Source organism: Variovorax glacialis (assembly GCF_051216375.1).
Lineage (GTDB): Bacteria > Pseudomonadota > Gammaproteobacteria > Burkholderiales > Burkholderiaceae_C > Variovorax.
Genome location: NZ_JBPJZT010000023.1, coordinates 57,897 through 70,636, shown reverse-complemented (window position 1 = coordinate 70,636; position 12,740 = coordinate 57,897). Strand labels below are relative to the sequence as shown.

The 12,740-nt window shown below is 65.8% G+C and carries 12 protein-coding genes and 1 pseudogene; 4 read left to right on the top strand and 9 right to left on the bottom strand.

Annotated features, from left to right (window positions below):
* Nucleotides 1–111 precede the first annotated feature (111 nt).
* The 3 genes and pseudogenes from ACSFBL_RS32370 to ACSFBL_RS32360 all read right to left on the bottom strand — a co-directional run.
* Nucleotides 112–864, bottom strand: a pseudogene (locus tag ACSFBL_RS32370) (IS256 family transposase); the annotation flags it as partial.
* A gap of 419 nt (nt 865–1,283) precedes the next feature.
* The gene (locus ACSFBL_RS32365; RefSeq protein WP_435519914.1) at nt 1,284–1,667 is read right to left on the bottom strand and encodes a hypothetical protein; all 384 of its coding nucleotides are present in this window, start codon (nt 1,665–1,667) and stop codon (nt 1,284–1,286) included.
* A 152-nt stretch (nt 1,668–1,819) separates the two neighbouring features.
* Nucleotides 1,820–2,242, bottom strand: a complete 423-nt coding sequence (locus ACSFBL_RS32360; protein ID WP_435519913.1) for a hypothetical protein — start codon at nt 2,240–2,242, stop codon at nt 1,820–1,822.
* A 173-nt stretch (nt 2,243–2,415) separates the two neighbouring features.
* Here ACSFBL_RS32360 and ACSFBL_RS32355 point away from each other — a divergent pair, with 173 nt between their 5' ends.
* The gene (locus ACSFBL_RS32355) at nt 2,416–4,137 is read left to right on the top strand and encodes a protein kinase domain-containing protein (RefSeq protein WP_435519912.1); all 1,722 of its coding nucleotides are present in this window, start codon (nt 2,416–2,418) and stop codon (nt 4,135–4,137) included.
* A 47-nt stretch (nt 4,138–4,184) separates the two neighbouring features.
* Nucleotides 4,185–5,303: a FlgO family outer membrane protein gene (locus ACSFBL_RS32350; RefSeq protein ID WP_435519911.1), complete on the top strand. Its 1,119-nt coding sequence runs from the start codon at nt 4,185–4,187 to the stop codon at nt 5,301–5,303.
* Here ACSFBL_RS32350 and ACSFBL_RS32345 read toward each other — a convergent pair.
* The 6 genes from ACSFBL_RS32345 to ACSFBL_RS32320 all read right to left on the bottom strand — a co-directional run bounded on the left by ACSFBL_RS32345 (nt 5,296) and on the right by ACSFBL_RS32320 (nt 10,985).
* The gene (locus tag ACSFBL_RS32345) at nt 5,296–6,018 is read right to left on the bottom strand and encodes a GntR family transcriptional regulator (RefSeq protein WP_435519917.1); all 723 of its coding nucleotides are present in this window, start codon (nt 6,016–6,018) and stop codon (nt 5,296–5,298) included. The genes ACSFBL_RS32350 and ACSFBL_RS32345 overlap by 8 nt on opposite strands.
* 25 nt (nt 6,019–6,043) lie before the next feature.
* The gene (locus ACSFBL_RS32340; protein ID WP_435519910.1) at nt 6,044–6,799 is read right to left on the bottom strand and encodes an aspartate/glutamate racemase family protein; all 756 of its coding nucleotides are present in this window, start codon (nt 6,797–6,799) and stop codon (nt 6,044–6,046) included.
* Complete coding sequence (gene hydA / locus ACSFBL_RS32335; protein ID WP_435519909.1) at nt 6,796–8,232, bottom strand: dihydropyrimidinase; 1,437 nt, start codon at nt 8,230–8,232, stop codon at nt 6,796–6,798. Before hydA ends, ACSFBL_RS32340 begins: the two co-directional genes overlap by 4 nt.
* Nucleotides 8,229–8,948 carry a maleate cis-trans isomerase family protein gene (locus tag ACSFBL_RS32330; RefSeq protein ID WP_435519908.1) on the bottom strand — a complete coding sequence of 240 codons (720 nt, stop codon included), beginning with the start codon at nt 8,946–8,948 and terminating at the stop codon, nt 8,229–8,231. The genes hydA and ACSFBL_RS32330 overlap by 4 nt, the downstream gene beginning before the upstream one ends.
* Nucleotides 8,949–8,970: 22 nt before the next feature.
* Complete coding sequence (locus tag ACSFBL_RS32325; protein ID WP_435519916.1) at nt 8,971–10,284, bottom strand: MFS transporter; 1,314 nt, start codon at nt 10,282–10,284, stop codon at nt 8,971–8,973.
* A 218-nt stretch (nt 10,285–10,502) separates the two neighbouring features.
* The gene (locus ACSFBL_RS32320; protein WP_435519907.1) at nt 10,503–10,985 is read right to left on the bottom strand and encodes a glycine zipper 2TM domain-containing protein; all 483 of its coding nucleotides are present in this window, start codon (nt 10,983–10,985) and stop codon (nt 10,503–10,505) included.
* A gap of 263 nt (nt 10,986–11,248) precedes the next feature.
* Here ACSFBL_RS32320 and ACSFBL_RS32315 point away from each other — a divergent pair, with 263 nt between their 5' ends.
* On the top strand, nt 11,249–12,106 hold the full coding sequence (locus ACSFBL_RS32315) for a DUF2092 domain-containing protein (RefSeq protein WP_435519906.1): 858 nt from the start codon (nt 11,249–11,251) through the stop codon (nt 12,104–12,106).
* 12 nt (nt 12,107–12,118) lie between these two features.
* Nucleotides 12,119–12,739: a hypothetical protein gene (locus ACSFBL_RS32310; RefSeq protein ID WP_435519905.1), complete on the top strand. Its 621-nt coding sequence runs from the start codon at nt 12,119–12,121 to the stop codon at nt 12,737–12,739.
* Nucleotide 12,740 lies beyond the last annotated feature (1 nt).

The window sequence follows — 12,740 nt, the reverse complement described above, 5'->3', positions numbered from 1 at the left end:
GACGCGCTGATGAGCTTCTTGCAGGCACTCTGACTATGCCGACCTCAACTGCGGCTTCGCCGCCCACGGGCTCGGTGGGCGACGCCATGTCGGCATAACCCGGAGGTCGGCGTAATGGACTCGGCAACGCTGCCAGGTGGCCTTCAGGACCTTCGCAGCGGCCGCCTTGATGCCTTCGTGGCTGTCGCTGATCACGAGCTTCACACCGCGCAGGCCTCGACGGTTCAGGCTGCGCAGGAACTCGGTCCAGAACGGCTCGGCTTCAGACGCGCCGACCTTCAAACCCAGCACTTCGCGCTGTCCGTCGGTGTTCACGCCGACCGCCACTATGACGGCTACGCTCACAATGCGCCCGGCCTCGCGCGTCTTCACGTAGGTGGCATCGATCCATAGGTAGGGCCAGTCGCCCTCGATCTGGCGCCCGAGGAAGGCGTTGACGCGCTCGTCGAGTTCGCCGCACAGGCGGCTGACCTGGCTCTTGGAGACGCCCGTCATGCCCAGCGCCTTGACCAGATCGTCCACTGAACGGGTGGAGATGCCTTGCACGTAGGCTTCCTGGATGACGGCGGTGAGCGCCTTCTCGGCGGTGCGCCGAGGCTCCAGGAACTCGGGGAAGTAGCTGCCCTGGCGCAGCTTGGGGATCTTCAGTTCGACGCTGCCGGCTCTGGTGTCCCAGGTTCGCTCGCGGTAGCCGTTACGGCTGTTGAGGCGTTCGGGATTCTTCTCGTCGTACGCAGCGCCGCAGCGGCCTTCGACATCGAGCTCCATCAGGCGCTGAGCCATGAACTGCACCATCTGGCGCAGGACGTCGACATCGGCTCCCTTCTCAGCGAGCTCGGCCAATGCCATAGTTGGGTTGGTCATCGTGATTTCCTTTAAGGACAGGTTTGGTGGGTCGCACCTCAAACTTATCCGGACTTCACGATGACCACCCCGAAGAGAGCGGCCGCTGCACGGCAAGGCGCTTCGGGCTACGCCCTACGCGCCTTGCCGTGCAGCGAATGATCGAAGACTTACACCACGTCCCGGGACATCAACAGTGCGTCGGTGCAGCCCGACAGTGCCAGCGCCAATGTGAAGAGCACAAGCACTCGCGACGAAGAGGCTGTAAAGGGCAGCGCTTGGGAGGTCTTCCGGGTCTTGATGCGCAGGGTGCACTGGGACATCCAGTCATTATCAATTGACGATGCAGCGACCGTCCACCCGCGGGAAGTTGGAGATCAAGGCACGCTTACAACACGCCCATCACGGCCGATGGGGATGACCCCCCACGCCGAACCGAGTCACCGCGTCGACTTCTTCGGGGTCGCGGCGCGAGGCACCAGCACGGTCTTGGGATACTCATCGAGCCCTTCCGGCGTCGGTGCAGGCACAGCCGGCGTGGCAACGAAATTGGCGAAGACAGAGTCGTCAAAGGACTCCTGCCGCTTGATCGAAGCCGGCGCGTGCCGCTCACCGGACGTGGCGCGAAGCCGCGCGAGGTCTGCTCTCACCTGTTCAGGCGAGCGCATCGATTTGCTGCCCGTTGCCGCCACAGGGGGGACAGGGCGCGAACTGGTCGAGGCAGGAAGATCCGTCGAGGCAGATTCGGATTGATGAGAATGAACCAGGCGGCGAATCAGCGCCGTCAGGTTGCTGCGCAGCCGCTCAAGAAGGGACGAGGCCATGGTTTCCCGATGATGCAAAGCGGTGAATATGACGGTTCACGCAACGCGCATCTTTCAGGCGAAACCTGCGCAACAGGACGGAGAGGTCCTACACCGCGCACTCGAAAACCAGACGAAGGCGGCGCGCCCGGATGGGCGTTCGCCCCGCGCTCTCAGTGCGCGGGAATGTTGTCAGTCAGAATCGAAGCCGCGCGATAGGCGGATCGCCCTGCCGTCTTCGTGTATGCAACGAGCGTCTTCCATTGGCGCTCGCGCTCCTGTGGCGTCGGGTCCGCCGCCTTGTTGAGCAGCGCCTGGCTCACCTCCAGCAACGCGATGGCCGAGGTGATGCAGAAGTGCATTGCAGAGACCTCCGGATCCTTCTCGTACCGCGCCCGCTCGGCGTGCAAGGCCATCGATTGATCCATCGCGCTCATCGATGCCAGCAGCGTCGGGCCGTAGTAAGGCACTGCGGCTCGCTCTTCCGCGCTGCCGAGTATCAGATCCAGTTCCTTCAACGCACGCTCGAGGCGCGCCTTCGTTTCGGATGAGGTGTCAGGTCTTCCCGGACTGGTTTCGTCATGGAGGTCATTCATGCAGGCGATTGTCCCGAGTCGCTGCACATGGACATCTTGCCGAGGTCGAGGAAGGAGAGCTTTCGCGACTTCCATCACGCTACGTACTGATCGAATTCAAGCCGCGACGGCCGCGCGCGTACAGTGCCTTTTTCAGGCAAAACGGTTCGAGCGTCTTTCCAGGAGCACAGTTGATGGCGGCAATCTGTCCGGCCTGCGGCACGGCAAATCGCCCCGCAGCCAAGTTTTGCAAGCATTGCGTCACCGCCCTTTCCTTTGCGGACGCGGAGCCCGAAGAGCAACCTTTCGCGGAGACTGGCGCCCCCTACATCAAGACCGAGCAGCAGTCACGAAGCGCCACCGCCGGCGATGCGCACGCCGGTCGCCCTGACGCCATCCACGCACTGCCCGAAGGCACCGAGATCGAAGGGTTCCGGATCCTTCAGCAGATCGGCGAAGGCGGATTCGGCATCGTCTACCTCGCGTGGGACCTCGCCCTCGAGCGTCATGTGGCGATCAAGGAGTACATGCCATCGTCGCTCGCCGTGCGCGGGGTCGTCTCGATGGAGGTATCGATGCGGTCCGAGCAGTACCGCGAAACCTTCGATGCAGGACTCAGGAGTTTCGTCAACGAAGCCCGCCTCCTGGCGAAGTTCGATCATCCGGCGCTCGTGAAGGTGTTTCGGTACTGGGAAGCCAACGGCACGGCCTACATGGCGATGCCTTACTACGAAGGCCCCACGCTCAAGACCGCACTGTCGCAGCTCGGATCGCGGGCACCCGAAGCGCTTTTGCGCGCGTGGCTCGATCCGTTGCTGGACGCGCTGACCGTCATGCACGGCGAGCAGTGCTACCACCGGGACATCTCTCCGGACAACATCCTGCTGACTGCCAGCGGCCCGCTGCTCCTGGACTTTGGCGCTGCGCGGCACGTGATCAACGATCGAACGCAAGTGCTGACCACCATGCTCAAACCCGGCTTCGCGCCCGTGGAGCAGTACGGAGGAACCATGCTCCAGGGAGCCTGGACCGATCTGTACGCGCTCGCAGCCGTGGTGCACTACGCAATCACCGGCCGACCGCCGATCGCCTCGGTAGTGCGCGTGGTCAACGACCCGCTGCAACCGCTGTCGCTCGCCCATGCGGGGCAATACAGCGCCGGGTTCCTGGCCGCGATGGATGCCGCGCTGGAGGTCCGGCCCGAGTCACGCCCCCAGGACGTGGCCGCGTTTCGGGCGATGCTCGACCGCGATCCCGATGACATTGGCGAATCCATGGACGTCGCAGTCGCCGCCGAGTCGGTGCGCGCGTCGCAGGACCTCGACAGCTCGGCTGTAAACGCGCCAACGACGCCGGCGCGAGCCGTGGATCAAGCTTCCGCGCGTCCGCGCCCGATGCGCTACGCCGTGCTCGTGGCCGTGCTGTTCATCGCTGGCGGCGCTACGTGGATGGGCATGCGGGAGCCGGCCCGATCCGAACTGTCGACGACGGCAGCAGTTCCAGCTTCAACAGCCTCGCCAAACGTTGTCGTCGAGCAAGCGCGAGAAGTGCCGGCGAGCCCGGTAGAAGCGCGCGCCGCGACGGCCCCCGCCATTGCACCGCCCTCTTCGGCCGAGCCGGCACGCGCCATCGTGAAGGAAGATCCGGGGGCGCCGCCCATTGCGCGGCCCTCGGTCGCCGCGCCATCCCCACGCGCCATCCGCAAGGCCCCCACAGCGCCGCGGCCTCCAATCGCGCCCATCGACGTCGCAACCAGCGCATCCGAGAAAAAACGCACGGTTTCCGAACAACCGGAAACCGTGTCGTCCTACACCCAAACAGGCCGACCTCCGAGGTGCAGCGACCTCGTTCTGAAGTCTTCTCTGGAACCCCTCAATCCAGAAGAAGCCGCCTTTCAGAAGACTCGATGCAAGTAGACCGCCTCGTTCCAACCCCTCGGTACATCCATTTCCTCCGCTTTTTCTTGAGTGCGCTCTTCGCAGTAGGCCTGACGGGCTGCGCGACGTTCTACCGCAACGACACGGTCCAGCCCTTCGACCAGGCGATCGCCACCGCCACCGACGCCCTGCTGCAGCAGGCGAATCCGACGCCGCCCAAGAACGTCATCGTGTTCGACCCGGCACTGGATGCCGGTAGCGGCCAGCAGACGGTCGGCACGCAGCGCCTCGATCGGGCCATCGCTGCCCACATCAGCGCAAACTTCAAGCAGGTCGAGATCCTGCCATTCAAAGCAGCCACCCTCTCGCGAGCCCAGTACCTCCTGGCCAGCACGCTGGCGCGGCAGGAAGCGGGTGTCCGCATCAACCTCGCGCTCGTCGACCTGAAGTCGGGCAACGTCGTGGCCCAGGCATCCACGCTTGCGCGCAAGGACGATGTCGACATGAGCCCGCTGGCCTACTACCGAGACAGCCCCGTGCTGGTGAAAGACGAGGTGACCGACGGGCTTGTGCGTACCAGCAGCGCAGCGCGCGGCGACAAGGCAGACCCGACCTACCTCGCGCACATCACGACGGCGACCGTGCTGAACGACGCCACCCAGCTCTACAACGCAGGACGATATCGCGAGGCGCTCGCCCAGTATCGGCGCGCCGCGTCGGCGCCGGGCGGAGAGCAGATCCGGGTGCTCACCGGTATCTACCTCACCACGCTCAAGCTCGGACAGTCGGCGGAAGCGGAGGAAGCCTTCGGGCGCCTGGTGGCCTACGGCATTGCCCACAACCAGTTGGGCGTGAAGTTCCTGTTCAACCCTGGAAGCACCGATTTCTGGTCGGACCCCAAGGTGACGAGTGCCTATCGCATGTGGCTGCGCCAGATCGCCAGGCAGGCCAGCGACGCGCGCGTCTGCATGGACATTGCCGGCCACTCGAGCAAGACGGGATCGGAGGGCGTGAACGATTCGCTATCCCTCCGTCGGGCGCAATACATCAGGCAGCGGCTCACTGCCGAGTCTGCCGAGCTGTCGGACCGAACCTTTGCCAAGGGACTCGGGTCGCGACAGAACCTGGTCGGGAGCGGCACCGATGACGTCGTCGATGCGCTCGACCGGCGGGTGGAGTTCACCATCGTCCAGTGCGTCAGGTAGACAGCGAGTCTCCGAGGATGCTTTCGAGATCCGCCTCATCGCTTCCCGCGTCGAGTTTGAGGCTTTCCTGGATGTGATCCAGATGGTGGAGCATGAGCGTCTCTGCCCGCTTGGAGTCGCTCCGCTTGATCGCGTCGACGATCTCTTCATGCTCGTCCGCACGGCAACTGGTCGCAGTCGGTGCGTCATACAACGAAATGATCAGGCAAGTCAGCGTCGACAGCTCGCGCATGGTCCGCGCCAGCGCGGAATTGCCAGCCAGCTCGGCCAGCAACAAGTGGAACTCGCCTGAAAGGCGCACCACGGCGCGCGCATCGTTGCGCTGACGGGCGTCGGCCTCGAGTTCGAGGTGCCTGCGCAGGCGCTGCATCTTGAAATCGTCGATCGTGCCGATCAGCCTGCGCAGCACGCCGGGCTCGATCAGGCGCCTCGCCTCGAAAACGTCGCGCGCCTGCTCGATGGTCGGCTTGGCGACGTGCGCGCCGCGCTGCGGCACCAGCTCGACGATCTGTTCATGGGCCAGTCTCGCAAGCACCTCGCGCACCTTGGCACGGCTGGTGCCGAAGATGGTGGCCAGCCGGTCTTCGCCGAGCTTGGTGCCCGGGGCCAGCCGGTGTTCGAGGATCGCGGTGGAGATCTTTTCCGCGATGGCGTCGACGCTCTGCTCGCGGCCCGTGCCGCTCGCTTCCTTGGGGGAACTCAGTTTCTTTGGCATGCGCTGCGATCTTAGCGACGGCGCGTCACCTCTGCGTGCGGTCGCGCGCGAGCAGCCGCGCAATGCCCTCGGGCAGTCCATGGTTCGGCTTGATCGGCGGCGGCGCGAAGCTGCCCTGCCGGGCCGGCAGCGTGCCAAGCGACACCAGCGTCTGCGCATGGCATACGGCGCTCGACACGCCATCGACCACCGGAACAGGAATGCGGTCACGGATGGATCGGGCCAGCCCCGCCAGCGGCGCGCCGGCAATGATGATCGCGTCCGCTCCGTCGTCCTGCACGGCCGAAAGGCACAGCGCCTCCAGCCGCGCAGTGTGGTCCTCCTGCACGCGGCCGATGTCCTTCAGCGGGTTGTCGAGGTTGCGGATGCTGGCCAGCCTTTCGCTCAGGCCGTTGGCCGCGACGCATTCGCGGTACCAAGCGGTGATGCGGTGCGAGATCGCCACGATCGAGAAGCGCTTGCCGAGCAGGCAGGCGCTCATGAGTGCGGCCTCGGTCAAGCCGACTACCGGAATGTCCAGCACCTCGCGCAACCCGTCGATGCCCGGATCGCCGAAGGCCGCCACCACGATGGCGTCGTGCCGATCGCAGTGCTCGGCGGCGAGCGTGGCGGTGGCATAGGCCCCGATGAGCGACTCGAATCGCGTCTCGATGTACGCCACGCCGAACGGTGCCGTGAGCACGCTCACCTGCGTGCCCGGCGCAGCGGCACGCCGGGCCTCGGCCTCGATGAGGTCGGAGACGCTCTGGGACGTGTTGGGATTGATCAGCAGGATCTTCATGGCGTGCCTCGCTCTCTCGCTGCGGGCAGCAGGGTGGGCCTGCCGCGGCGCAGGAACTCTCCGCGTCCGGCGCGCGGATGGAATGTCTGGCCGTCCCACACGACTTCGCCGCGTGCGAGCGTCAATGCCGGCCATGCCTTCACGTCGATGCCCTCGTAAGGCGTGTAGTCCACGGCGTGGTGCAGGTCGGCGTTGCGCACCTGCCGCGACGTCGCGCCCCACACCACCAAGTCGGCGTCCGCGCCGATGGCGATCGTTCCCTTGCGCGGATGCAATCCGTAGGCCTTGGCAGGGTTCGTCGAAGTGAGTTCGACGAAGCGGTTGATCGTGATGCGCCCATCGAGCACGCCATGCGAGAACAGCAGCGGAAGGCGCGTCTCGATGCCGGGAATCCCGTTGGGAATGTGGCGGAACTCGACCTCCTTGCCACCGGGCTTCTTGCCCTCCGGCGCGTCGTAGCGAAACGGCGCATGGTCGGACGAGAAGATCGTGAACAGGCCGTCCGCCAGTCCGTTCCAGATGACCTGCTGGTTGTCCTTGTTGCGGGGCGGCGGGCTGCACACGCAGCGGGCCCCGCCGTAGCTGTCGTCGATGCCGAGGTCCTCCGCCGTCAGGAACAGGTACTGAGGGCAGGTCTCCGCGAAGACATGCAGGCCATGCGAGCGCGCCCAGCGGATCTGCTCCACGGCCTCCTTGCCCGACACGTGCACGATCATGATCGGCACGTCGACGAGTTCCGACAGCGCGATGGCGCGGTGCGTTGCCTCGCGCTCGACCAGCATCGGCCGCGAATGCGCATGAAAGCGTGGCGCCGTGCGCCCGCTGGCTTCCAGCCGCCGCGTCAGCCACTCGATGCAGTCGGCGTTCTCGGCGTGGATCATCGCCATCGCGTCATGGCTGCGCGCGACGTCCAGCACGTCCAGGATCTGGCCGTCATTCAGCTTCAGGTCGTCGTAGGTCATGTAGATCTTGAACGACGTGTAGCCCTCGGCGATCAGCTGCGGCAGCTCGTTCTTCAGCACCTCCTCGGTGGGGTCGCTGACGATCAGGTGAAAGGCATGGTCCACGTGCGCACGGCCTTCGGCGCGCTCGTGGTAGTCGCGCACCGCCGCGCGCAGCGACTGGCCCTTCTGCTGCGCGGCAAAGGGGATCACCGTGGTCGTGCCGCCGCAGGCGGCCGCACGCGTGCCGGTGTCGAAGTCGTCAGCCATGCGCACCGGTGCTTCCATGGGCTGGTCGAGATGGCAGTGGGCGTCGACGCCGCCGGGCGTGACGAAGGCGCCGGCCGCATCGATCTCGCGACGGCCTGCCGGCAGCCCCAGCCCCAGTTGCACGATCCGCCCGGCGGTGATGCCGATGTCGGCGTCGAAGGTATCGCTGGCCGTCGCCACGCGCGCGTTGCGCACGACCAGGTCGAAATTGCTTGTGCTCATGCGAACAGCCCTCCCCAGCCCTTGACCTCGCGCGGATCGACACCCGTGATCTTCAGCGCCTTCCAGACCACAGTGGCTACCGAGTCGTAGATCGGGATGCCGAGCTCACGCTCCAATTCGGCGACCAACGGCGCACCATGAAGGTTGGTGCACATGACGGTGATCGCGTCCGGCTTCTGCTGCGCGACCTCGCGGATCATCGTGCGCAAGGTATCGGGCGCGACTTCGGCGAACGCGAAGTTCACCGTCAGGTCGAGGTGCCGTTCCGCGACGCATTCGACATCGAGCGCCGCATAGTTGGCGACGATGCGCCGCTGCACGTCCTCGACGTAGGGCGACACCAGGCCCAGCGTGCGCGCGCCCTGCGCGGCGAGCAGCTCGTTGAGCGCCAGCACCGACGTGGTCGCCGGGACGCCGGTCACTTCGGTGATGCGGGCGCACAGCGCGCGGTCGCGCTCGAAGCCGAGCCAGCTGGCGGAGGTGCCGCTCCAGCAGATGACGTCGACCTTCGCATCGGCCAGCAGCGTCGCGGCGTCGAGGATCGTTCGCTCGTCGAACTGGTTCTGCGACTTGTCGCCCATCGAGATCTCGGTCACCCGGAATCGCGAGAAGTGGGCCGAGACGCCAGGCACGCCGGCGACCATCGCGCTGGTCAGCGGCTCGAGCGCCGTGTTGGAAGACGGCGTCAACACGCCGATGCGGTGGGACTGGGACATTTCGCGAAACCTGAGTGGTGGACTAGACGGGGAGCTTCTTGCTGTAGTCGATCAACAAGGTGGAGCAGATGAACAGGCCTGCGCCAGCCGCGGCGAAGAGCATCAGCGCCATGAAGTAGGAACCGGTCGCCTGCACGATCAGGCCGACGACGATCGGCACGCCGATGCCTGCGACGTTGCCGCCCAGGTTCATCGTGCCACCGAGGAAGCCGACGTGCGCCCTGCGGCCAAGAATCGAAGGCACGCACCAGAAGAGGCCGCACCAGCGCAGGAAGAACAGCGTGATCGACAGGAGGATGACGACGGCGACGGGGCTCGTGATCTGCGACACCATGTAGATGGCGATCGTCGCGATGACCGATGACACGCCGAACAGCGTGCGCAGCACCTTGGTGGTCGAGGCGCCCGCGGCCTTCCACTTGTCGGCCAGCCAGCCGCCGAACATCTCGCCGACGAAGCCGGCGAAGAACATGCAGAACACGGCGCCGCCCATCTGCTTGATGTCGAAGCCATGCACCTTGGAGAGGTAGTTGGGCATCCAGGTGAGCAGGCCGTAGAACAGCGCGTTGAAGCACATCCAGCCGAAGAACATTCCCCACACCGAGCGGAAGCGAAGGAAGTCGAGCAGCCGGCCGCTGGCGCCCTGCGGCTCGCTGGCCGCGTCCTCCGCCTGGCTGGCTTCGATGTACTTCGCCTCGGCCTCGTTGACGCCGGGATGCTCGCGCGGATGGTTGCGGATGTAGCTCCAGGCGAACACGCCGGCGACGACGGTGCCGACGCCCGCAATCACAAAGGCGAGGCGCCAGGAACCCAGCATCGCGATGAGGCCGGAAATCAGAATCGCACCGAGCGCGGCGCCCAGTGGCGCGCCGCCGTCGAGCAGCGTTGCGCCCCGGCCGCGTTCGTTCTGCGTCATCCAGATGCCGTTGAGCTTGCCGCCGGCCGGATAGATAGGCGCTTCAGCCGCCCCCAGTCCGAGGCGCGTCAACAGCAGGGGAATCCATCCCGTGCAGACCGCGGCGATGGCCTGGAAAAAGCCCCAGCCGAGCGTCGCGCCGGCAATGACCACGCGCGGGCCGAAGCGGTCGGCCAGCATGCCGCCCGGAATCTGCATGAGCGCATAGGTCCAGAAGAAGGAACTGAGCAGCAGGCCCTGCACGGCCGGCCCGATGTCGAACTCCTTGGCGATCAGCGGCATGGCGACGGACAGGGACGCCCGGTCGATGTAGTTGATCGAGATGAGGAACAACATCATCAGGAAGATCTTCCAGCGGACCTTGCTCGGCTGGAGGGTGGTGTCGGGCGCTGCGGCGGTCGCTGTCGCGCCGGCCGTCATGGTGGGTTGCATCGATCTGTCTCCTTGCGGGGGCACCGGGCGCCAACGGCAGGGAACGACACCCCGCGCGCTGGCGAACTTGCAGCCGGAGCGGATGGACGCGCCAGGACGCCACCGACTGTGGGCGGAATTTAGGCTTTGTCGAAATTCATGTCAACATCGTTGTTGACAATAGCGTCGACTCTAGTGAAAACACCTACCGCGGTGGCTGCGGGTGTTTACTTCTTCTTGCTGCCGGCTGGCTGCAGTACGTCACCCTTCAGCGTGACCGCCTGGCCGACCGGGGGCGCAGTCGTGCTCTTGACCGTGCGCATCGAGCCGTCCTGCATTCGCACGCTGACCTCGTAGACCTGGCTGGTATTTCTCTTCTTCTCGACGGTATTGCCCGCGAAGGCGCCGGCACCCGCGCCGGCAACGGTGGCGAGGGTACGGCCCCTCCCGCTGCCGACCTGGTGGCCGAGCACGCCACCCACCACGCCGCCGGCCACCGCACCCACGCCAGAGGTCGGCTTCGCGGTCTGCACCTTGCGCACGGATTCCACCTTGCCGCAGACAGAACAGGGCTTCGACACCGCGTCAGGGGGCGCTGCCAAGGCCGGCTGCCAGGCGAGTACGACGGCCAGCACGCAAAGCGCCGCTCCGGCCGGTCGGACCGTTCCGTCGGCTGCGGCGCCGGGCCTTCTGGATGAAGCTGATCTCATGTCGTTCCCCTTTCGGTTTTCCGGTGCGAAGCACTCGGCGGTATTCAGCAGCATCCTCCGATTTTCAGAATGCGCAAATTGCGGTCCAGGCGGCACAGGGCGCGCCTCGCTTTCCCTTTCGGGCAACCACATTGCCCTTGCACCCGATGTCGCTGCCGATGCAATGGTCGGATCATGTTTGTCGCAAACTTTCGTCACATCCAGGCAGCCCGTCGACCCGGTGGTCGACAAGAATCAAGACCCCTGCAACCAAGGATCACGCAATGAGCCGTTTCCGTTCTTTCGCCAGAGTCCTGATGTTCAGCCTTGTCACGGCGCTGTGCATGGGCGCCGTGGCCCAGCCCGCTTCGCCCGCCAAATCGGGCCGTGCGACGGCCAAGGCCTCTGCAACCGCGCCCCAACTCGAGCCCAAGGCCATGGACCTGCTGCGCGCCATGAGCGCCAGCCTGACCGGCGCCAAGTCGCTCGCCTTCACCGCCGTCACCACCTACGAGAGCCCGAGCCGCCTGGGGCCCGCTCTTGCCTATGGAACCACTTCCGAGGTGTTGCTGCAGCGCCCCGACAAGCTGCGCGTCGTCACCCTGGGCGACGGCCCGGCCTCCGAGTACTACTACGACGGCAAGACCATCACCGCCTTCGCGCCGGCCGAGAACCTGGTCGCCGTGGCGGACGCACCGCCCACCATCGACGCCATGCTCAAGCAGGCCTTCGACAATGCGGCGATCTACTTTCCCTTTGCCGACGTGGTGGGCTCAGACCCCTTCGCGGCCATCACCGAAGGCCTGACGAAGGCCTTCTACATCGGCCAGTCGAAGGTGGTCGGCGGCACGACGACCGAAATGGTCGCGATCGCCGGCGACACCATGTTCATGCAGATCTGGATCGGTGCCGACGACAAGCTGCCGCGCAAGATGCGCGCGGTGTTCCGCGGAGATCCGCTGCAGCTGCGCCACCAGGTGGAACTGTCGAACTGGAAGCTCGACCCGGTGATCGCGGCCGAGGCTTTCGCCGCGGTGAACGCCGCCAATGCCAAAAAGATTGCGTTTGCCGCGCCGAAGCCGCCCAGTGCAGGCAAGAATGCGAAGAAGGCCCCGAAGCCCGCCGCCGCCACTGCGCAATAAGGAGTCCGCACCATGACCCCATCCAGTTCCATCCAGACCCGCGTTCGTGCCCTGCCCCTTCTGGTCGCCCTGCTGATCTCTGCGGGCTTCCATGCGTCGGCCTCGGCCTGGGCAAGCGCCAATCGCTTCGGCGGCCACTCGTATGGCGGCTACGGCACCGCCACGCACGACAACCGCTGGGGAGGTTCCACCTCGGCCAACGCGTATGGCGGCTGGAGCCACACCAACGCTGAAGGCGGCCACAGCGCCGGCGTGGCGGGCTACGGCGCGGTCCACACCACCGCAGGTGGATTCAGCACCTACCATCCGCCGGCGTATGGCTATGCGGGCTACGCGCCCTATCACGCGCCGGTCGCGGTGCCCTACTACCACGCGGGGTGCTATGACTGCGCCGGTGCCGTGGCGGCGGGTGCGGTGGTCGGCGTCGCTGCGGGCGCGGCCGTTGCGAGCGCTGCGCGGCCTGCGTACCCGGTCTATCAGATGGGCGTGAGCTACGCGACGATACCGCCGGACGCAGTCGTCGTCGCCCAAGGTGGAACGACGTACTACAGGGTGGGCACGACGTGGTTGCGGCCCTTCTACGGTGCCAACGGCGTTTACTACAACGTGGTCCCGGCGCCGCCGGCCTATTGAG